Origin of the sequence: Ruminococcus sp., assembly GCF_016287535.1 — a bacterium.
Classification (GTDB): Bacteria; Bacillota; Clostridia; order Oscillospirales; family Ruminococcaceae; genus Ruminococcus.
Genome location: NZ_JAEFAJ010000001.1, coordinates 65,374 through 85,327 on the forward strand (window position 1 = coordinate 65,374; position 19,954 = coordinate 85,327).

General features: G+C 39.2%; 21 protein-coding genes. 6 read left to right on the forward strand and 15 right to left on the reverse strand.

What is annotated here, in order from left to right:
- Nucleotides 1-4: 4 nt before the first annotated feature.
- From QZZ36_RS00325 to QZZ36_RS00340, 4 genes are read right to left on the reverse strand one after another with little or no spacing between them, the layout of a single operon-like run.
- Nucleotides 5-259 (reverse strand): pro-sigmaK processing inhibitor BofA family protein, encoded by a 255-nt coding sequence (locus tag QZZ36_RS00325; protein ID WP_295074963.1) that lies wholly within the window; start codon nucleotides 257-259, stop codon nucleotides 5-7.
- Between the two features lie 11 nt (nucleotides 260-270).
- Complete coding sequence (locus tag QZZ36_RS00330) at nucleotides 271-558, reverse strand: hypothetical protein (RefSeq protein WP_295074966.1); 288 nt, start codon at nucleotides 556-558, stop codon at nucleotides 271-273.
- 17 nt (nucleotides 559-575) lie between these two features.
- Nucleotides 576-917 carry a hypothetical protein gene (locus QZZ36_RS00335; protein WP_295074969.1) on the reverse strand — a complete coding sequence of 114 codons (342 nt, stop codon included), beginning with the start codon at nucleotides 915-917 and terminating at the stop codon, nucleotides 576-578.
- 9 nt (nucleotides 918-926) lie between these two features.
- Nucleotides 927-1,184 carry a hypothetical protein gene (locus tag QZZ36_RS00340; protein WP_295074972.1) on the reverse strand — a complete coding sequence of 86 codons (258 nt, stop codon included), beginning with the start codon at nucleotides 1,182-1,184 and terminating at the stop codon, nucleotides 927-929.
- A gap of 98 nt (nucleotides 1,185-1,282) precedes the next feature.
- On the opposite strand from QZZ36_RS00340, the gene QZZ36_RS00345 reads away from it, so the two are divergent.
- Entirely contained in the window at nucleotides 1,283-1,765 is a 483-nt protein-coding gene (locus tag QZZ36_RS00345) for a metallophosphoesterase (RefSeq protein WP_295074975.1), read from the forward strand.
- A 169-nt stretch (nucleotides 1,766-1,934) separates the two neighbouring features.
- Here QZZ36_RS00345 and QZZ36_RS00350 read toward each other — a convergent pair whose 3' ends face one another.
- The 4 genes from QZZ36_RS00350 to epsC form a co-directional block, all read right to left on the reverse strand.
- Complete coding sequence (locus QZZ36_RS00350; RefSeq protein WP_295074978.1) at nucleotides 1,935-2,858, reverse strand: DUF624 domain-containing protein; 924 nt, start codon at nucleotides 2,856-2,858, stop codon at nucleotides 1,935-1,937.
- A 16-nt stretch (nucleotides 2,859-2,874) separates the two neighbouring features.
- On the reverse strand, nucleotides 2,875-3,471 hold the full coding sequence (locus QZZ36_RS00355) for a stage II sporulation protein M (protein ID WP_295074981.1): 597 nt from the start codon (nucleotides 3,469-3,471) through the stop codon (nucleotides 2,875-2,877).
- Between the two features lie 52 nt (nucleotides 3,472-3,523).
- Nucleotides 3,524-4,324 carry a pyrroline-5-carboxylate reductase gene (gene proC / locus QZZ36_RS00360; protein WP_295074983.1) on the reverse strand — a complete coding sequence of 267 codons (801 nt, stop codon included), beginning with the start codon at nucleotides 4,322-4,324 and terminating at the stop codon, nucleotides 3,524-3,526.
- Nucleotides 4,325-4,445: 121 nt separating this feature from the next.
- Nucleotides 4,446-5,402 carry a serine O-acetyltransferase EpsC gene (gene epsC, locus QZZ36_RS00365; RefSeq protein WP_295074987.1) on the reverse strand — a complete coding sequence of 319 codons (957 nt, stop codon included), beginning with the start codon at nucleotides 5,400-5,402 and terminating at the stop codon, nucleotides 4,446-4,448.
- 175 nt (nucleotides 5,403-5,577) lie between these two features.
- Between epsC and QZZ36_RS00370 the strand changes: the two genes are divergently transcribed.
- Genes QZZ36_RS00370 through QZZ36_RS12900 form a run of 3 tightly spaced genes read left to right on the forward strand, consistent with a single transcriptional unit; the run spans nucleotide 5,578 to nucleotide 7,348 of the window.
- Nucleotides 5,578-6,438 carry an ATP-binding protein gene (locus QZZ36_RS00370; RefSeq protein WP_295074990.1) on the forward strand — a complete coding sequence of 287 codons (861 nt, stop codon included), beginning with the start codon at nucleotides 5,578-5,580 and terminating at the stop codon, nucleotides 6,436-6,438.
- Nucleotides 6,438-7,019, forward strand: a complete 582-nt coding sequence (locus QZZ36_RS12895) for a DMT family transporter (protein ID WP_365685237.1) — start codon at nucleotides 6,438-6,440, stop codon at nucleotides 7,017-7,019. The genes QZZ36_RS00370 and QZZ36_RS12895 overlap by 1 nt, the downstream gene beginning before the upstream one ends.
- An 11-nt stretch (nucleotides 7,020-7,030) precedes the next feature.
- Nucleotides 7,031-7,348, forward strand: coding sequence for a DMT family transporter (locus tag QZZ36_RS12900; RefSeq protein ID WP_365685240.1), 318 nt, complete (start codon nucleotides 7,031-7,033; stop codon nucleotides 7,346-7,348).
- A gap of 20 nt (nucleotides 7,349-7,368) precedes the next feature.
- On the opposite strand, the gene QZZ36_RS00380 is transcribed toward QZZ36_RS12900, so the two are convergent.
- Together QZZ36_RS00380 and QZZ36_RS00385 are read right to left on the reverse strand one after the other, a co-directional pair.
- Nucleotides 7,369-9,465 carry a glutamine synthetase III gene (locus QZZ36_RS00380; protein ID WP_295074993.1) on the reverse strand — a complete coding sequence of 699 codons (2,097 nt, stop codon included), beginning with the start codon at nucleotides 9,463-9,465 and terminating at the stop codon, nucleotides 7,369-7,371.
- A 254-nt stretch (nucleotides 9,466-9,719) separates the two neighbouring features.
- Entirely contained in the window at nucleotides 9,720-11,657 is a 1,938-nt protein-coding gene (locus tag QZZ36_RS00385) for a nucleoside-diphosphate sugar epimerase/dehydratase (protein ID WP_295074996.1), read from the reverse strand.
- A gap of 946 nt (nucleotides 11,658-12,603) precedes the next feature.
- Between QZZ36_RS00385 and QZZ36_RS00390 the strand changes: the two genes are divergently transcribed.
- Nucleotides 12,604-14,217 carry a histidine kinase N-terminal 7TM domain-containing protein gene (locus tag QZZ36_RS00390; RefSeq protein ID WP_295074999.1) on the forward strand — a complete coding sequence of 538 codons (1,614 nt, stop codon included), beginning with the start codon at nucleotides 12,604-12,606 and terminating at the stop codon, nucleotides 14,215-14,217.
- A complete protein-coding gene (locus QZZ36_RS00395) occupies nucleotides 14,214-14,840 on the forward strand; it encodes a response regulator transcription factor (RefSeq protein WP_295075002.1) in 627 nt (208 codons plus the stop codon). The genes QZZ36_RS00390 and QZZ36_RS00395 overlap by 4 nt, the downstream gene beginning before the upstream one ends.
- Before the next feature lie 98 nt (nucleotides 14,841-14,938).
- Here the strand turns inward: QZZ36_RS00395 and QZZ36_RS12905 are convergent, their stop codons facing one another.
- From QZZ36_RS12905 to QZZ36_RS00415, 5 genes are all read right to left on the reverse strand, one after another.
- The gene (locus QZZ36_RS12905) at nucleotides 14,939-15,121 is read right to left on the reverse strand and encodes a hypothetical protein (RefSeq protein WP_365685360.1); all 183 of its coding nucleotides are present in this window, start codon (nucleotides 15,119-15,121) and stop codon (nucleotides 14,939-14,941) included.
- Nucleotides 15,034-17,376: an ABC transporter permease gene (locus QZZ36_RS00400; RefSeq protein ID WP_295075004.1), complete on the reverse strand. Its 2,343-nt coding sequence runs from the start codon at nucleotides 17,374-17,376 to the stop codon at nucleotides 15,034-15,036. Before QZZ36_RS00400 ends, QZZ36_RS12905 begins: the two co-directional genes overlap by 88 nt.
- Nucleotides 17,373-18,056 carry an ABC transporter ATP-binding protein gene (locus QZZ36_RS00405; protein ID WP_295075006.1) on the reverse strand — a complete coding sequence of 228 codons (684 nt, stop codon included), beginning with the start codon at nucleotides 18,054-18,056 and terminating at the stop codon, nucleotides 17,373-17,375. The genes QZZ36_RS00400 and QZZ36_RS00405 overlap by 4 nt, the downstream gene beginning before the upstream one ends.
- Before the next feature lie 115 nt (nucleotides 18,057-18,171).
- Nucleotides 18,172-19,179 (reverse strand): HAMP domain-containing sensor histidine kinase, encoded by a 1,008-nt coding sequence (locus tag QZZ36_RS00410; RefSeq protein ID WP_295075009.1) that lies wholly within the window; start codon nucleotides 19,177-19,179, stop codon nucleotides 18,172-18,174.
- On the reverse strand, nucleotides 19,176-19,847 hold the full coding sequence (locus QZZ36_RS00415; protein WP_295075012.1) for a response regulator transcription factor: 672 nt from the start codon (nucleotides 19,845-19,847) through the stop codon (nucleotides 19,176-19,178). Before QZZ36_RS00415 ends, QZZ36_RS00410 begins: the two co-directional genes overlap by 4 nt.
- Nucleotides 19,848-19,954 lie beyond the last annotated feature (107 nt).

The following is a 19,954-nucleotide window of genomic DNA, read 5'->3' on the forward strand; positions in this document are numbered from 1 at the left end:
GTGTTTACAAAAAGTTCATTATTACAAGAAATAGTACGAAAGGTACTCCAAGAATTAAGCTCCCTGAAATATTAAAAAGATTAAGAGGTATCACTATTCCAAGTATCTCACCATATTTATTTAAAAGAAAAAGTGCTGCACTGCCCGTAACTGCGCCAGTGAAAAATGACAGGAGCTTTTTTTCACGTCTGAAATAATATATCCCCATTATTAAAATCACCGATACGCAAAGCACTCTGAAAATCCATTCTGAATCCATATTTCGACCTCTCACAGCAATATGTATCCAAGCGCCAATATCAGTTTGATATCGGCGCCTTCTTTTATAAGTAAATATATTATTAGAGCAACAAAAAGCTTGTCACTGTCAATGTTGCCTCCGAAGAATTCTTCAGCAATATCATCAAATAATCGCTTTTTGGTTTCGTGAGCAGCTTCATCTGTCTCATACGAAACCGGATCAGGAGGAATATCTGCGGCAGCTTTCTTGTGAAAGCCCTGACATATATCCACGCTATCATTAAAGCGGCGTGGATGTCCATAGCTGTATACTGCCATCAGACTTTTTCTCCTTTCTAAATTATATCATTGAGAAGACCGCTGTCCTTTGCGATGTTCCAGACAGCAAGTATTTTCAGGAGCTTTAATGCCTTATCAACGCGCTTTTGTTTTTCTTCACCCAGATGAGGCTTCAAAGCAAGCAGAAGCTCCGCGTTCTTGTCCTGTTTTGAGGCTTCACCTATCAGACCGGTAAGTTTAACTACAGTTTCGATGTCAGGACCTGATATTTCAGCTGTTTCATTACTTTTTCCGCTGCTTTCATTTTCTGTTACAAGCATCTGAGCAAGCTCGGAAAGCTGCTTAACGCTCTCATCATCTGACAGCAGATCGCCTATCTTATAGATTATATCATCCATTTTTAAACATTATTGCATCTTTTTTCCGCCTGAAAGCTTTTCGTACAGCGCTTTTGCCTGCGGACTGCTCATCATTTTTTCAACGATTTTAGGATTGTTGACAGCTTGTTGAAATCTTGCAGCATCATTTTTATTCATAGCATTCAATGCGCTGTCAAATTTGCCTTCTTCAAGTTCGGTTTTCAGCTTTTCCGGCGGAACACCGATTTTTTTGCTTATAACACTCAGCAAACCGTTTATTTTTGATTTATCAATTTCTTGTTTCATAATTATCTCCTTAAAAATGATGTATGCAATAATATTATATTGCATTTTTCAGAAAAATATGATATAATAAATTATCATTTAATTTGGAGGGATCGAACTTGCGCATTGTTGCATTATCTGATACACATGGTAATTCTTATGCTCTCGAAAGTGTCATTTTAAGAAACACAGACGCTGATTGGATCTTTCATCTTGGTGACGGCGAGCGCGAGCTTGATAATTTTATACTCTCTCATCAGAAACTTGCCCCTAAAATAATTCATGTAGCCGGAAACTGTGACTTCGACAGCCTGAGTCATGAATATTTTGTTCTCCCGGTATTGGATCATAAAATACTTGCTACTCACGGTCATTTGTACGGTGTCAGCAGTTCTCTTGACAAACTCAGAGAACTTGCACTTGCAAATGAATGTGATATTGTACTTTTTGGTCATACCCATATGAAATACGAAAGCTATGAAAACGGGATATACTTTCTTAACCCGGGCAGCGCCTCGATCCCGCGCGATGGCAGCAAACCTTCATTCGGGCATATCGACATTTCTCCGGCTGGAGTGGTTCTTAATATTGCAGATGTATAATCTCTCCATTGATATATTCTATGCATAAGCATTATATATGTTACATAAACGACAGGTCCTCATGAGCTTTTGAAGTTCATGAGGACCTGATTTATATATCTATAATTGCACCGAAATGAAATTATCAGCGGCATTATCACGCAAAAAACGGCGCATAATGCGCCGCCTTTTAAGATATTCTTTTACCCCTGCTTTTTTCACGTTTTTCAATGGGCTTTTCTTTTCCGCCCATATCCTCGAAAATACGTTCAGTTTCATCGTCGGTGTCGTCTACAAGTTCAGGATTGATTTGACCTATACTTGTATAATAAGGATTAATGACATATTTCTGTATTACAGGATAGCTGTTGAAGCATGAAACCAGACAAAGGAATGCTGCCGGAAAGAACGGGAGAAGAAGCAGATATACTGACATCAGGAAAATTCTTAATACAACCATAACTGCTATGGTTATCAATATGATAATAAAAGTAATAAAATTCTGTTTCAGCGCAACAAATGCCAAAGCAAAAGAGTTTTTGAAAAGATTCTTCGGTTTTAAAGTCGTTGCCACCATCATCGGGAATATATAAAAATTCATTATCATTAATACAAGAAACAGACTGAAAGTTATTACCATAGGAATATAAACAGCCTTCGACTGCATCTGTTCGGCAAGCTGCGGGTAAAACCATAGTGCCGATAAAGCCGATAATATAATAAGACAATCAACAAAACCAACAATTGCTGCGGTCTTAAAGTTTGATTTGAAGCCCTTCCAGAAATCGCTCCAGATAAAGGTGTGCTTTCCGAGAACATAGCAGCGTATTACCTTTGTCATTCCGGCAGTAGCCGGTCCGATAAAGATCATAAATACGACCATCAGCAGAATGTTAACTGCCAAAGAAAGCTTATAGAAGTCGCCAAGCAGATAGATAGCCGGGATCATCAGTATCAGCGGCAGAAAAAATACCATGTAAAGCAGATTGATTTCCATCAGGTTCCATATTTTTCTGCCGAATATATCAAAGAAAAGAGATAAGCCTTTCTTTTTCGGGGCGTCTTTGGCTATGCCGACACCTGCGGTTTCATAGTTTTTGGAAAATAAGCCCAATTTTTGATTCCTCCGTTTACTTTCTGTTCGCCATGAGCCGTAAATAATAGAGTACGCCTGACACAACAGACAAAATTAATGATAATATAATAATCACAAGAAACCTTACTAAGTAAAGTTTCAGGGAAATTCTTTTGTTTTCACGTATATCTCCGTGAAGGTAAAAGCTGAAAAGGTAAGAAGAACTTCTGAGAGCTTCTTTTGCAGCAAGGATAACAACAGATGTCAAGGCGAATGCTCTTGGTAAAACAGTTGTCAATACCGGCAATATCGCCTCTTTACCATATAACTGATATGCTGAAGCAGTGATAAGTCCGATATAAATACCTGAATACAAAAGCAGACCGTAAGCTAAAGGTTGTCCTATGACGGATGAACCTATAACAAAAGCTGCTGCTGCAAAAATGAAAAGACATACAAAAGTATCCTTTATCTCGGAGATCCATGTACAATTCTGAGAAAAACCGCTTAATACGGCTGATGTGATCTTATTAAAGCAAGATTCATTCCGAAATACCGAGCCAATAACTATTCCTGAAATTATTACAGCAACATACAGCAACAGGCTTGTACTTTTCTCATTTTGCTCGTTATATATACTTATGTTTTTCATGTACATCATTCCTTTCTTAATCAAGAATATGCGCATGAAAAATTATTTAGAATTATTTTGAAAGCTCGTAAGCTCTCTTTGTACAGCTTTCGCAGCAGTTTTTTACAACATCAGTCAGATTGCCTTCGTAGAGCCTGTCAAGACCTGCCAGAGTAGTTCCGCCCGGTGAGGATACCATCTTGATAAGTTCATCGATAGTATTGCCTGAATCTGTTATCATTTTCGCAGAACCAATCAGACTTTGCGTAAACAGCTCTTCCGCTGCCTTTCTGTCTATACCTGCAGATACAGCATAATCAATAAAGCCTTTTGCAAAAAGGTAAATAAACGCCGGACTGCTTCCGTTAATTGCGATTATTTCCTTCATTTTATCCTTCGGGATAACTGCGGCTTTTCCGCAGATCCTGAATATGTTGAGGACTATATCGAACTCTTCGTCCGTAACATTTTCATTTCTTGAGAGAGCTGAAGCTCCTTCTCCGAGAAGCAGAGGCGTATTTGGCATTACGAGAATAACTTTTGCGTCAGGAATGGTTTTTCTTGCAATAAAATCATCTCCGATACCTGCTGCAATAGATATAATAACTGTATCCTTTGTTGTATGAGCGGAAACAGCATCGAGTACATCTTCAATTATCTGGGGCTTAACAGCAAGAAATACGTATTTACATTTATCCATTATCTCTTGTTCAGATGAACAAGCTGAAATATTGTACTCATTAAGAGCCTGAACCTTTTCAATGCAGGGGTCAAATGCATAAAGACTTACTTCTGAGCTGAGACTGCTCGAAGCGATTCCCTTCATTATAGCAGTACCCATATTGCCTGCACCAATAAAACCTATATTGACCATAGTTTTATCTCCTTTATTTATAATGCAATATCCATTATACATCATAATGCACAAAAAATCAAGAACATTTTTTGCATAATTAAACCTCGGATATTTTTTAATTGTTTTAGAAAATAATTTGTCATATTATATAGAACCATGCTTCGTCAGGATCAAGATCCGAACTGTGTACAAGATTTGATGAATCAAAATTGAAGCGCAGTTCCTGATTCTTTATGCTGACTTTGGCTCCGGCAGGCACTGAACGTGTTATAAAAGCGTTACCGCCAATAACAGCGTTTTTACCTACAACTGTTTCACCGCCAAGTATAGAGGCTCCTGAATAGATAGTAACATTGTCTTCGATAGTAGGATGACGCTTTTTATTGCGCAGTGACTGTCCGCCTCTTGTTGAAAGTGCACCGAGGGTCACGCCCTGGTAAACCTTGACATAGTCCCCTATCTCGGTAGTTTCGCCAATAACTATACCTGTACCGTGGTCTATAAAGAAATATTTTCCGATTGTCGCTCCGGGATGGATATCTATACCTGTCTTACTGTGGGCGTGTTCGGTCATAACACGTGGGATAAGTGGTACACCGAGCAAAAACAGCTCGTGTGCAAGTCTGTTTACAAGTATGGCATAAAGTCCCGGATATGAATAAATGATCTCGTCCTTGTTATATGCCGCGGGATCTCCGTCATATGCTGCCTGAACATCTGTTTCAATAAGGGCTCTTATCTTTGGGATTCGTCCGAGGAACTCGAATGTGATCTGTTCTGCAGTTCTGTTTACCTCATCTTCAGCGAGATGCTCATTTTTTTCGTCATAACGCAGAACGATCGAGATCTGCCGGATAAGCTTGAATATAACGTCTTCGAGTATCATGGATATATTATTTCTTACAGTGTAGACCCTATAGTTCCTGTTGCGGAAGTAACCGGGAAAAACGACCCTTCTGAGGGCTTCTATTATATCAACGATATCATCATTATCGGGATGATCGAACGCTTTAACTTCATCAATAGTCCTGCTGTTCTCATAATCAGCAAGTATGTTCTTTGTGAGAGAATTGATATTGTCTTCAAGTTTATGCATTTATATTCACCTCATATTAAACTAAGTTTACTCCAATTTAACATTTTTATTATACTGCATTTTTCATACATAGTCAATATGCTTTGTAAGTCTCCGTGACATATTCTGATATTTCTTGACAATCTTATGTTTTAGCGGTATATTTATTATATAATACATATTGGTGAGGAATAATATGAACAATAATATCGACAGATCAATAACTGAAGAGTTCAGCAGGTCTATCTGGTCTAAATTCCGCAAGGGCATCGAAGATTATAAGCTGATCGAAAGCGGAGATAAGATTGCGGTCTGTATTTCAGGCGGAAAAGATTCAATGCTCATGGCAAAATGCATACAGCGGCTGCAAAAATATTCGGATTTGTGCTTTGAAGCAAGGTATATTATCATGGATCCGGGATACATTGCCAAAAACAGGTCTAAAATAATCAAAAACGCTGAACTGCTCGGACTTCCAGCGAATATATACGATACGCATATTCTTGAATCAGCTGCAAAGGAAAAAAAGAATAAGTGCTTCCTTTGCGCAAGGTTAAGGCGCGGATGGCTTTACAAGACAGCTCAGGAGCTTGGCTGTAATAAAATAGCTTTGGGTCATCATTTTGACGATGTTATAGAGACAATACTCATGGGAATGCTTTACGGTTCGCAGGTACAGACAATGATGCCAAAACTCCACAGCGAAAACTATCCGGTACAGGTCATTCGTCCTATGTACCTTGTACGTGAGGCGGATATAATAAAATGGGCAGAGTATAATGAGCTTTCTTTTATTCAATGCGCCTGTCAGACTACCCAAAATCACGGAAGTTCAAAACGTGCTGAAATAAAGCAGCTGCTGTGTCAGCTGAGAAAGATAAATCCGGCTGTTGATATGAATATTTTCAGAAGTGTAGAAAACGTCAATCTTCAGACGCTAATCTCCTATCACCGCGGTGACAGTTTCCATCATTTCCTTGATGATTTTGAAAAGGGACTGAGTATAAAGGGAACGAACAAATTTGATGATACTGATAAAAAGGCGGATATATTCTGATGTTCAAAAGATTTCGCGGAAGTATAATGCTGCTTTTAGCTGCTGTAATATGGGGAACCGCTTTTGTTGCCCAAAGTAAGGGAATGGATTATGTTGAACCTTTTACATATAATTCCGTCAGAACGCTCATTGGTGGTATAGCTCTTATTCCGGTTAATGCGGTATTGAGCAAAAGTTCTTCACAAAACTCCGGTCCTAATGGTAAAGTGTCAGTTATCGGCGGGATATGCTGCGGTATCATACTATTTGCGGCAAGTTCATTTCAGCAGCTCGGTATCAGTCTTACAACTGCCGGAAAAGCAGGATTCATTACAGCGTTGTATGTCATTATAGTACCGATAACAGGATTGTTTTTGGGAAAAAGACCGCATATTAAGATATGGGTATGCGCTGCTGTTGCTGTAGCCGGATTCTATCTCCTTTGCGTAAAAAGCAGCTTCATTGTTTCAAACGGAGATGTTTATGTTCTGATAAGCGCATTCTTCTATGCATTTCATATTATTGCCATAGACTATTTCAACGCAAGGAAAGCTGATTGTATACTGATGTCATGTATACAGTTTTCACTGCGGGAATCATAATGGCGGTATGTATGTTCATATTTGAAGCTCCTGCGCTGAAAAATGTGTTTGAAGCACGGTATACGATACTCTATACCGGAATAATGTCATGTGCTGTTGCGTATACGCTGCAGATAGCCGGACAGAAATATACAGAGCCATCTGTCGCAACGCTTATCATGAGCCTTGAATCTGTATTTGCGGCTCTGTCCGGCTGGCTCATACTGCACGAAAAAATGAACATAAGGGAAATTATAGGGTGTATCCTTGTTTTTACAGTGGTTATAACCGCTCAGGCTGAATGTACCCCCAGAAAACAAAGAAAAGGATCTTTTTCAGATTTAATGTGAAAAAGATCCTTTTGATTTTATCAAACGTTGTATATGATCTCTGAATATGCAGGGATAGGCCATTTTGCTGCCGGCATATTAAGTTCTATCTCGTCAGCTATGTTTCTCATTATATCCATTTCAGCAAGAACAACATCATGGAAGAATTCTGCCTGTTTCTGGATGCCGTTGACTTTGTTTGCTTCAGCAACGCGATCTTCAAGCCTCTCAATTGATTCGTAGAAACTGTCCGCGAGTTCATTGAGCTTCTTTGCGATCTTTTCATCTGTTTTACAGGTAAAACCGATCTGATTCTTGGTAGCAATAGCCTCGCAGAGCGACTGAACATAATCCATTGTTGCCGGAAGAAGCTGCTTCCTTGCCATTTCTATCATAGTACGTGCTTCAATGCGAACTGTCTTGGAATACTTTTCAAGGTGTATCTCGGTTCTTGCCGCAACTTCGTTCTGGTTGTATATTTCAAATTTACGGAAAATACGAAGATTCTTTTCATCAGTATAATGCGGCATACAGTCAACAGTGGAAGCATAGTTCGGGAGACCTCTTCTGGCTGCTTCTTTTACCCATTCAGCCGAATATCCGTCACCGTTGAAGATGATCCTTCTGTGCTCCTTTATGACACTTTTGAGGAGCTTTCTGACTTCAGCGTCAAAAGTATCCTTTCCCTTGAACGGTTCGAGGATCTCTGTAAACTGGCTGAGTTCTTCGCACATGATAGTATTGAGAAGTACGTTAGGACAAGCGATATTATCAGAAGAGCCTACCATTCTGAATTCAAAACGGTTTCCGGTAAAAGCAAAGGGAGATGTTCTGTTTCTGTCAGTTGAATCCTTTGGGAAAGAAGGAAGAGCGTCAACACCGATCTTGAAAGCGCGGGTCTTGGTCTTGTACTCTGTATCGTCCTCGATTGCCTGAAGTACGGCTTCAAGCTCTTCTCCAAGGAACATTGATACGATAGCAGGCGGAGCTTCATCCGCACCAAGTCTGTGGTCGTTTCCGGCTGAAGCAGCTGACAGTCTCATAAGGTCAGCGTACTCGTCCACGCCCTTGATAAGAGCGCAGAGTATAGTTAGAAACTGAAGATTGTCCATCGGAGTATCGCCGGGATCAAGAAGATTCTGACCGTCATTTGTTGACATGGACCAGTTATTATGCTTTCCTGAGCCGTTAACACCTTCAAAGGGCTTTTCATGGAGAAGGCAAACAAGACCGTGCCTGAGAGCGACCTTTTCCATGACCTCCATCGCAAGCTCGTTCTGATCTGTGCCAAGATTTGAAGTAGTGAATATAGGAGCCATTTCGTGCTGCGCAGGTGCAACCTCGTTATGCTTTGTTTTTGAATATATGCCAAGTTTCCACAGCTCTTCATCAAGATCAGCCATATATGCTGCAACACGCGGACGAAGGTTTGCAAAATACTGGTCGTCAAGATCCTGTCCCTTGGGAGGTTTTGCGCCAAAAAGCGTCCTTCCTGTAAGAATAAGGTCTTCACGCTGGTCGTACATTTTTTTGTCAATAAGGAAATATTCCTGTTCTGCTCCTACAGTGGAAGTAACTCTCGTTACTCTGTCATTTCCGAAAAGTTTAAGGAAACGTACTGCTGTCTTGCTGAGTGCCTGCATAGAACGAAGAAGAGGAGTTTTCTTGTCAAGCACCTCACCTGTGTATGAAACGAAAACAGTGGGGATATAAAGGCTGCCCTCTTTAACAAAGCAGTAGGATGTAGGATCCCAGGCAGTATATCCTCTTGCTGAGCTTGTTCTTCTGAGTCCGCCTGACGGGAAGGAGGAAGCATCAGGCTCACCTTTTACAAGTGCTTTGCCCGAAAATTCCATTATTGCAAGACCATTTGGAGCGGGATTGATAAAGCAGTCGTGCTTTTCAGCTGTTGAACCGGTCATAGGCTGGAACCAGTGTGTGTAATGTGTAGCGCCTCTCTCAATTGCCCATTCCTTTATAGTATTGGCAACAACATCGGCAGTTTCCATATCTGCGAGCGGTTCATTGTTCTGCATTGTTCTTTTAAGCGCCTTGTAGACGTTCTTTGGCAGTCTTGTCTTCATGACGTCTTCGTTGAAAACATTGCAGGCAAAAATTTCGGGAATATTCACTGACATATAGTTTCCTCCTCAGAGCTTATAAGCTCATATATACAATACTCCATTATAATTCAAAATTATACCACTGCTGCGACGTTTTGTCAATATCACGCTATAAGAATGAACACAGTTTTTCATCTTGATACAAAATAGAAGTCTGATAGTCAGTAAAAAAGTGTATTCTGACAATATAAAATTCAGACAGCAGTCTGTAAATGTATATATAATTACTGCCGTTCAGATGAACGGCAGTATATGACATAAAATGATTATTATGCTGACTCGACCATTTTTTCGAGCTTGGAGTTCTTGAGCTCCTTGCTGTTGAATTTTTCGGGAGTTGTGAATGTCGGTACCATGTCGTGAAGTGCCGAAACAGCAAGCTTCTCATTATTCTTTTGAGCGGCATTTCGCAGCTCGTCAAGTTTTGAGGCAAACGTAGCTTCATCAATCTGAATTTGTTTCCCGATAAATATAAGTTTATTGGAAGTTTTCTGGAGTCCCTCCTCGTTCATCAGAAGCTCTTCCTTGATCTTTTCGCCCGGACGAAGCCCTGTGAACTTGATCTCAACATCTTTATAAGGCTCCTTACCGTACATTCTGATAAGATTTTCGGCAAGAGTTACTATCTTGACTGGTTTGCCCATATCAAGAACAAATATCTCACCGCCGTTTGCAATGGCAGCAGCTTCCATAACAAGATTGACTGCTTCAGGAATGGTCATAAAATATCGTATAATGTCAGGATGTGTAACGGTAACAGGTTTTCCCTGCTCGATCTGCCGCTTGAACAGCGGGATAACAGAACCGTTTGAACCGAGAACATTACCAAAACGTGTGGTAACGAACTCAGTTCTGCCCTCATGCTGCTGTGCAAGATACTGTACTATCATCTCGCAGCAGCGCTTTGAAGCTCCCATGACATTTGTAGGATTAACTGCTTTATCTGTAGATATCATAACAAATTTTTCAACATCATGGAATTGCGCCAGTGTTGCAACATTGAAAGTACCAATGATATTGTTCTTTATTGCTTCCATAGGAGAAACCTCCATAAGCGGAACGTGCTTATGAGCGGCAGCATGAAAGACAACATCAGGTTTATATGTATTGAATATCTGGTTCATGCGGAAATAATCCCTGACGGAAGCTATAAGAGTAACAAGAGAAAGCTCGTCTCCGTATTCCATTTTGAGCTCCTGTTCTATATCGTAGGCATTATTTTCGTAAATATCAACAATTATTACGCGGCTCGGCTGATACTTGGCTATCTGCCTGACAAGCTCGGAACCAATGCTTCCGCCTCCTCCGGTTACCATGCATACCTTTCCGCTGATGAAGCTCCTGATATCCTTATTGTCAAACTTTATAGGATCTCGTCCGAGAAGGTCTTCAACTCTGATATCGCGTATCTGATTAACTATAGTTTTATTCTTTTCATCAAAAACGAGATTGCCTATGAACGGCACCATCTTGACCGGAACTTTTGTATCTGTACAGATATCAAGTATTCTCTTGCGTTCATCCTCAAGGCATGAAGGAATCGCAAACAATATCTGTTCTATCCTTTTTTCATTGACGAATCTGTATATTTCCGCAGTGGTTCCGACTATCTCAACACCTTCGATCTCGGTTCCGACCTTTGATCTGTCATCATCGATGATACATACAGGATCTATCGCAGTTACCTGCTTGTCTTCAGTATAAGGAGATTTTTTTGCATTATATATTTCTTTGAGAATGGTTTTACAGGCTTGTCCACCGCCGATCACCATTGTTCGCTTGCCATTGAACTTCTTCTGAGCGGCTATAGTAATAAAAGTCGTTTTAAACAGATATCTGAAAAGGCAAACTGCGCATATCAGAACAGCAGTGTGCATAATTGAAAAAGCGGGATAAAACGAATTATCGATCATATACACAATTGCTGTCGATGCTGCGATTCCGACTATAACTCCATATACGCAGCTGAGATAGTCCCTGCGGTTAAAATATCTCCACAGCTTGCTGTATGCACCTGTAATAAGCAGGCCACCTATACAGCATATCGAACCGACAGCTACGGATATGATAAGATCTGATTCTTCTATTTCCATATTGCGGAAAGAAAGAATGAAATTGGCAATAAGCGCCGATACCCCAACAAAAAACATATCTGCTGCTGCAAGAATGGTTTTTCTCACTTTGAAAATCTTGAATAAATCCTTCATTATGTAATCCCTCCAATGTAAATCACAAAAAGCAGTGATAAGCAATACTTCGTAAACTGGAACGATTAAAGCAACAAATAAAACAATTGATAAAAGAATTATACGAAATATTTATAAATATATATTGCCCTTCTATAATATATTTATGTGTTTTTATTATACTTGCTGTTACTTAAAAAATCAATACTAAATATAAAATCAATAAAAAAATAAACATAATTTCAGCGAAACTAACAAATACGAATAATCTTTTAAGCTGTTTATGCAAAAAACTGTTCTATCACATCATTATCACAAGTAGAACACATTATAAAAATTACATATTGTTATTATTAAAATCAAAATAGCAATATATTTTTTTAATAGAAGTGCAATATAGCGATCTATAATGTCATGAAATTATTATAACATCTTGTATCTAGACTTTCAAGATATATCTGATAATTTCCATAAATTACATAGGCATTGGATAAAGTGACAAATGTCACTAAAGCAGTGACATTTCTCACTTTACATATTTTACGTTGAAATGATATCATATTAGTATAAAAAAACTCTCTGAAGAAAGGATGATATATATGTTAACGATCAGTCTGCTCACAGCTTTACTTATTGCTATTCCTTTTATTGTTCCGTTTATTGCTATCATTGTTGTAAAATATTTTGATCAGAAAGACAAACCGCCTTCCGTCCGCACCGGCGGACAGAGATCATAACACTATAGACAATGAATAAACCTTTACAGCAGCTTTACTGCATATTACTTATTATAACACCATTTTGAGCAATATATCATCTTTGAACTTTTACATACCTGAGGGAAAGGTGCTCTGCAAATGCAGAGCATTTATTTTTTAATATTACGTTAATTTTATTGTGCTAATATTGATTTTTTTTCATTCGCATGATATAATAAATTTGAATATTTAAAAATCAGAGGTGCTTTATGACAGCGAATATCATTTCAGCTGTACTTAATTTTCTCGGTTTGTTCGGTATGCTTGGTTCTGTCACATGGATTTTAAGACGAGGCAATAGCAACAGACTTACATATTTATTCATCAGCTGTCAGCTTTCTATCGTATTATGGCTTGTTTCTGAGCTTCTTATATTATGTTCCGTGAACACAAAGCAGCTCTGGGGCAGTTATGTTATATCCAATATAGGCATCAGTTTTTTTGGACCATTGTGGCTCATGCTTTCAGCCGAATACGCCAGTGCAGGAAAAAGGGTAAGGAAGCTTATGAACTTCATGCCCTGTATTTCACTGCTCGCTCTGACGCTGACGCTTTTAAATCCATGGCACTATATGTATTATTCAACATTTGTTATCGGAAATGTTGTGCACGGTCCTCTGTTTTACGTTTTTCAGGCGATATACTATGTATGCATAATCACAGGTATAACCATGATATGCCTGAAGCACACGCGCAGACAGGATAAGATCAGTATGCAGTCGTTCCTTCTGATCCTTTCAGCTGCTATTCCGCTGGGGATAAATACCCTTTCGATTACCGGAATACTTCAGTCCAGGATCAATATTACTCCCCTGTTTTTTGTTTTTTCAAGTCTGCTCATACTTATAGCGCTTGGCAAATACGGTTTGCTCAATATCAACAGCATCGCTATACGTGACACAATACAGAATATCAGCAGCGGTGTTATTATTTTTGATATCAACGGAGCTGTTTCATATAAGAATTCATTTGCGGCTGCTCTCCCTTTTATTAAAAAAATAAGTTCCATGAACGACTTTATGTGGGAAATTGAAAAAATCACAAATGAAAAGTTTGACGAGAATTTTGAGTCAATAGAATTTGTATACAACAACTGCTTTTATAACCTCAATCAGTCTTATTGCGCAAATAAGACAGGAAATAAGGTCGCAAGAGTCGTGACAATAAGTGATGTTACGGAATATCACGAACTTGCCGCTGCTGAAAAAAAACTCAGTCTTGAGCAGGAACGCAACAGGATCGCCCAGGAAATGCATGATTCAGCCGGTCATACATTTACTATGATAAGTTCGCTTGCAAAGCTGGTTAAATATGAGGCTGGCAAGGAAAATCCATCCTTTGATGATATGCTGAAAAATATATCGGAAATAGACGGACTTTCAAGAAGCGGCGTAACACAGCTGCGCTGTACTATAAACAATCTGCGCGACGATGAATTCATGACTTCGGTAACCAAAGCTGTACAGACGATCATAACAGCTGTAAGAGGCGTTGATGTTGATCTCTGTGTTCAGGGTGAAGAAGATAAACGCTATCGTTTCTGTATAAAAGAAATTTATGACAACTGCCGCGAAACTGTTACAAATGCTCTTCGTTATTCAGAAGCAACAAGAATTGATATAATCCTTAAATTTCTTGCTGACAGAATAGAGATGTATATTCTCGATAACGGTAAAGGCTGTGACAGTATTTCCGAAAACAACGGACTCAGAGGGATACGTGAGCGTACAGAAGCTCTTGGCGGAACAGTAAAATTTACTTCGCTGAAAGGCGAAGGGTTTAATACAGTAGTCAAAATTCCAATAAAAGAGGTGCAGTCATGATTAATGTGATTATAGCAGACGATATTAAAATTCTTCGTGCAGGATTAAGTGCTGTTCTGGAAAGTGACAGTGAGATAAAAGTAGTTGGTGAAGCTTCAGACGGCAAGGAAGCTTACGAAATGAGCGTTAGGCTGAAGCCTGACGTTGTTCTTATGGATATGAGAATGCCTGATTATGACGGCGGTTACGGTACACGCAAGATCAAGGATACTCTTCCGAACGTCAAGGTGCTTGTCCTTACTACGTTTGACGATAAAGAAACAGTTGACAAGGCTATTTCCAGCGGTGCTGACGGTTATATACTCAAGGAAATGGACAACGATAAGATCATAAACTCGATTAAGGCTGTTGCAGGCGGAATAAATGTGTTCTGTGACAATATCTTCAGATCCATAAAAAAAGATGTTCTTGTGCAGCAGGATGCCAAAAACTTTGATCTTACTGATCGTGAGATCGATTTTCTCCGTCTTATCTGTGAAGGCGCCGATAATAAAGAGATAGCGTCAAGGCTGTATCTTGCAGAAGGCACTGTCAGGAACGGTATTTCGAGACTTCTTGAAAAATTAGGACTCAAGGACCGCACACAGCTTGCTGTATTTGCAATAAAGAATAATATTCTGTGATAAAAACAGGGAGCATCTGCTCCCTGTTTTTATTTTCAATAACCCAAAACATGACAGATTATATTCCAAATAATACTTATATAAATTATTAATGCGGATTATAGATTTTCATTTTTTAAAGCGTCTATCGGATTTTCTTTTTTTATCATTCTCATTGAATACATCATAGTTAAAAATACAACGATAAATACGCTTAAAACAGCTGTTCCGGCTGCTTTCCACGGCATAACGAAGGCCGTTTCAATTCCCCTGTTGACCGTATCGTAAATAAGATATGTGATGACTGCCGAAACGGGGATACCATAAATGAGAGCCTTTGTTCCATACATAATGCATTCGAACCGGTAAGATCATCCATAAAACTGAATGGATATATTACCGAGATGTATTCGGACTCTGTAAAATATGGATTTCCGGTAACAACCTTTCCGATATTGAGTTCAATGTCATGAATGCTTTCTTCGTATGGTACTTCAATTGTGTCATCTGACCTGCCGCCAGGTTTATAATATATCACCGTGTCCTGTCTTTGCTGTATAAATGGATATCCATCTATTTTGTTATAGGCAACAGATTTCATACGTGAATTGTCGCTGCTGAACAGCTTTAAACCAATATATCGCTCTGCGTCAAAATCAAATTCCAGTCCTTCGTCAACTGCGATGCCAAGCGGAGCTTCCCTGTTGTAGAATTCAGCTTCAGAAAGTCCTTCCTGACGGATATACTCAAGATATGCTGCATCATCAACATAAATTATTGGCAGGACGATCATTTTATAACCGTCACGCTGCGGAAGAGTGATATTGAAATTATCAAATAATGAAGGATGATCTTTAAGTATATTAGCTTCAATATCATTTTCCGGAATATAAACTACATTATAATCATACAAACAGTAAGCAGCATCTGTTATATATTCAGTATTCTTGATTATACTGAGAATTTCGTCAATATCATTGATTCCGTAATCGCCGTTATCCCATATTAATTTATAATCATATCCATAAGTGCTGAATGCGTCATTAGCTCCGCCGGTAATATAATACGTGAATGCTGATGCTGAAATGAAAAGAACTACACTCATAAACAGGCTGATTATAGTGGCACGGTACTTTTTCTTGCTGCGTTTGAAGTTTTTATGTGCCATTATTCCCGGCAGACCGAAAAATTTATATATCACTTTAGGCGTTTTTATGTATTTTGTTTCCTTTATATCGTTATTCTGCCGAATCGCTTCAACTGCTGATATTTTTGTCGCTCTTTTGGAAGGCAGCCATGCAGATATCCTTATAGTTATAAAAGCAATGACAGCTGCGGCTATGATCTCCGCCGGAGATATGCATATACGCAGTGGTTCTTTGAAATCGTCATTTGACAAGAACAAAAGAAATTTGCTGCCTATTGCGAGGAAAGTTATCCACATACCAGCAATGCCGAGAATAATTCCGAGCGGTATACCGATAACACTTAGCACAGCAGCTTCAAAGCGCACCATTCTGCGTATCTGTTTTTTGGTGCCTCCGATCGAGGAGAGCAGCCCGAATTGCTTTGTTCTTTCTGATATCGATATAGCAAATGCATTGTATATAAGCATTATCGAACCAAACATAATAAGTCCGACAACAACAGAAAAAAGACCGAATATTACCGCATAATACCTGTTATATCTTGAAACTCCTTTGCATAAAAGAAGAAATGTATTGATATTACCTGACAGATTGTTTTCTTTTCTGAATTTATATATATCCTTTGTGTTTTTTAGGGTGTAATATACATCATACTGTATATTCTCAGAATAATCATCCGGAACAGTCAAGGCCGTATAGCCCGGAGAAGACGCTTCTTCAAAATATGGACGGGCATATATTCCGACAACTGTATAGTCGCGTTTCTCTCTTATATCAAGATATTCAGCGGAAATACTGTTTCCTTCCTCATCGTTTACCACTGTGAAGGAATTATACTGGATAAGGTTGATATCATTGTAATCAATCTCCTGATCTGTAATTTCTTCTTTCGCAGCTATACCGGTCCCGATTATTTTTTCAGGATCTATTTTTCTGTCTCCTATCTCCAGTGTTAGTTTATCACCTGCATGAAGTACAACATTGCCATTTTCTGTAAGATGTTCCGGAATGATGATCTCGTTTCTGTTCTGCGGCATTCTTCCCGAAGTAATATGTATCGGTATAATCCCGTTTTCGTCCTCCTGAACACCGGATATATAAAGATAAGGTTTATATGTGTTAGAAATTTTTATATCAGCGTAGCCTATATAGCTCAGTACACCTGTACTCTTGACTTTATCGGAATATTTTATCAATTTATATGTGCCAAGGTCTGTATTTATTTCCGATGCATCAAATTTGCCGTAAGAAAACTCCATAAAATCTATGGCAAACTTTCTTACTGAAGCGAACGAGGTCGTAACGGCGCATATCAGCGCCGTAGAAAGCATAATACCAATAATAGTTACAAGTGTGCGCGTTTTATTCTTTTTCAGCGACTGGATTGTAAGCCTGTGGAATATGTTCATCTGCGCATCACCTCGTCACGGGTTATTTTACCGTCTTCGATCGCGAGAATACGGTCAGCCTGAAGTGCGATATTCTCATCATGTGTGATTATTACAAGAGTCTGATTGTATTTCTGATTGGAATATTTCAGCAGTTCAACAATTTCCTGACTGTTTTTACTGTCAAGATTTCCGGTAGGTTCGTCTGCAAGAACAACAGCAGGTGCATTTATAAGTGCTCTTCCTATCGAAACTCGCTGCTGCTGTCCGCCTGAAAGCTGGTTAGGAAGGTGTTTTTCACGTCCGTTAAGCTTTAGAGTATCAATAAGCTCGTTCAAGCGGTCATTATTTATCTGCTGTCCGTCCATAAGCACGGGAAGGGTTATGTTTTCGGTTACGTTAAATACAGGTATCAGATTATAGAACTGATATATCAGCCCTACCTGTCTGCGCCTGAATATTGCAAGCTGCTCATCATTTTGCGCATATACATCACTGCCGTCCATATAAACCTTTCCGGATGTAGGTTTATCCACGCCTCCAAGAATGTGAAGAAGCGTTGACTTTCCTGAACCTGACGGACCGATTATTGCAACAAATTCACCTTTTTTTATTGAAAAGCTGACATTGCTGAGAGCATGGACCTCATTTTCACCATTCCCGTAAATTTTACACAGATTTTCAACTTTCAAGATATCCATTCCGTACTCTCCTTTTCTGAAGTTTATATAAATATTCTATCATGTCAATATGACTTTCAGGTGACTTAAAAATAACAATTATGTCACATAAGAAAAAGCGGGATGACTCCCGCTTTCAGATCGTGCTTTCATAAAATCTTACTGTAAACACTGCTCCTACTTCTGAGGAGTTCTCGGCTTTTAGTGTTCCGTTCTGTTCGGTGATTATCATTCTCGCAAGTGCAAGGCCTATTCCAAAACCGCCTTTATCATCCGTATCCTTGCCCTTATAGAATCTCTCGAATATATGCGGCAGATCTTCATCTGAAATATCGTTTCCGCTATCTGTTATCCTTATTTCCGAAAAAAGCGGATTTTGTGTTCCGGTTATTGTAATACTTCCGCCGTCCGGTGTATGTTCCATACAATTCTTTATGATATTGCCGATGGCTTCACAGGTCCATGCAACATCACAGGAAAGTTCTCCGTCTGCCTCGATTTCAAGCATCTGATTATGCAACTCTATCGGAACTCGTACAGGCATACATGATCTCTCCAGCAAATCCTTTACAGATACGGATTCCTTATTGAATCTGACAGTACCGGCATCAAGTTTTGAAAGTTTCAGAAGTGCTGTGATAAGCCAGTCGATTCTGGAAAGCAGACCATACAGTTTATGTACTGTCTGTTCTCTTTTTTCAAAAGTCAGATCAGGTTCAGCAAGCATGGAAACGAGCAGATTTATTGACGTAAGAGGTGTTCGTATCTGGTGAGAGATATCTGCCAAAAGATCTGCAAGATATACCTTGTCATCAAGAAGCTTTGACTTTTGTTCCCGCAGACACACTGTCATTTTATAGACCTCGCTGCTCAGTAAAGCAATTTCTCCCTCAGAGCAGCTTTCAAAGGAAACATTCTCATCTCCGTGAAGTATCTTGTCGATCTTCATTGAAAGATCAGAGATTTTTCTGTATCTGACATATTCAAGAATAATGTGAGCTGTGCAAAATACCGCACAAAGACACAGAACAGGAATAAACATTCTTTTGTCATATAATAATGCGCTAAGCAATGCTATAGAAGAGATCAGTATGAATGCGTATGCTGACCTGATCACTTCACTGTTACGGAATAATTTCATCATACATCTACCTTGTAGCCGAGTCCGCGGATTGTTTTGATAATACAGGGATTCTGAGGATCGTCCTCGATCTTTTCACGAAGTCTCTTTATATAAACAGTAAGAGTATTGTCATTTACGAATTCTCCGGCAATATCCCATATTGATTCAAGAAGCTTTGTTCTTGTCATTACTGCTCCCCTGTTGTTTATGAACACAAGAAGAAGTCTGTATTCAAGTGCCGAAAGAAAAAAATCTTTTCCGTTTTTGCTTGCTGTTCCTTTTACAGTGTCAACCATAACATCACCGAGCTGAGTTATATTTCCGGAGGAGCCGGTAAGTCTAAGTACGTTTTTTATACGTGAAACAAGCTCGCGCGGCCGAAACGGCTTTGCGATATAATCATCTGCGCCAAGGTCAAAACCTGTGACTGTACTGTATTCGTCGCCTGAGGCTGTAAGGAAAATAACAGGCAGACAGGTGCTTGATTTTATTGCTGAACAAACTGCAAATCCGTTTCCGTCTGCAAGAGATACGTCCAGCAGGACAAGATCAAAAGTTTCATTTTCTACCAGCTCAATGGCAGCGGCCTGTCCCTTTGCATTTTTTATGCTGAATCCCTCTTTTGTGAGAAATTCCGTAAGATTAACGATTATTTCCTTATCATCTTCAACAAGAAGTATTCTGTTCAATGTATCTCAGCTCCGTTCAAATATTATTTTCGTATGATCCGGCTTTACTCTTCTATAATATCACAATAAACCTAAAAAAGCAACGAAAAAATAAAACAGCTCGCAAG

Excerpts from the sequence above, each read along its gene's own strand:
- QZZ36_RS00325 (WP_295074963.1), bottom strand. The coding sequence starts at position 259 with ATGGATTCAGAATGGATTTTCAGAGTGCTTTGCGTATCGGTGATTTTA.
- QZZ36_RS00330 (WP_295074966.1), bottom strand. The coding sequence starts at position 558 with ATGGCAGTATACAGCTATGGACATCCACGCCGCTTTAATGATAGCGTG.
- QZZ36_RS00335 (WP_295074969.1), bottom strand. The coding sequence starts at position 917 with ATGGATGATATAATCTATAAGATAGGCGATCTGCTGTCAGATGATGAG.
- QZZ36_RS00340 (WP_295074972.1), bottom strand. The coding sequence starts at position 1,184 with ATGAAACAAGAAATTGATAAATCAAAAATAAACGGTTTGCTGAGTGTT.
- QZZ36_RS00355 (WP_295074981.1), bottom strand. The coding sequence starts at position 3,471 with ATGAAAAACATAAGTATATATAACGAGCAAAATGAGAAAAGTACAAGC.
- proC (WP_295074983.1), bottom strand. The coding sequence starts at position 4,324 with ATGGTCAATATAGGTTTTATTGGTGCAGGCAATATGGGTACTGCTATA.
- epsC (WP_295074987.1), bottom strand. The coding sequence starts at position 5,402 with ATGCATAAACTTGAAGACAATATCAATTCTCTCACAAAGAACATACTT.
- QZZ36_RS00370 (WP_295074990.1), top strand. The coding sequence starts at position 5,578 with ATGAACAATAATATCGACAGATCAATAACTGAAGAGTTCAGCAGGTCT.
- QZZ36_RS12895 (WP_365685237.1), top strand. The coding sequence starts at position 6,438 with ATGTTCAAAAGATTTCGCGGAAGTATAATGCTGCTTTTAGCTGCTGTA.
- QZZ36_RS12900 (WP_365685240.1), top strand. The coding sequence starts at position 7,031 with ATGTTCATATTTGAAGCTCCTGCGCTGAAAAATGTGTTTGAAGCACGG.
- QZZ36_RS00380 (WP_295074993.1), bottom strand. The coding sequence starts at position 9,465 with ATGTCAGTGAATATTCCCGAAATTTTTGCCTGCAATGTTTTCAACGAA.
- QZZ36_RS00385 (WP_295074996.1), bottom strand. The coding sequence starts at position 11,657 with ATGAAGGATTTATTCAAGATTTTCAAAGTGAGAAAAACCATTCTTGCA.
- QZZ36_RS00390 (WP_295074999.1), top strand. The coding sequence starts at position 12,604 with ATGACAGCGAATATCATTTCAGCTGTACTTAATTTTCTCGGTTTGTTC.
- QZZ36_RS00395 (WP_295075002.1), top strand. The coding sequence starts at position 14,214 with ATGATTAATGTGATTATAGCAGACGATATTAAAATTCTTCGTGCAGGA.
- QZZ36_RS00400 (WP_295075004.1), bottom strand. The coding sequence starts at position 17,376 with ATGAACATATTCCACAGGCTTACAATCCAGTCGCTGAAAAAGAATAAA.
- QZZ36_RS00405 (WP_295075006.1), bottom strand. The coding sequence starts at position 18,056 with ATGGATATCTTGAAAGTTGAAAATCTGTGTAAAATTTACGGGAATGGT.
- QZZ36_RS00410 (WP_295075009.1), bottom strand. The coding sequence starts at position 19,179 with ATGATGAAATTATTCCGTAACAGTGAAGTGATCAGGTCAGCATACGCA.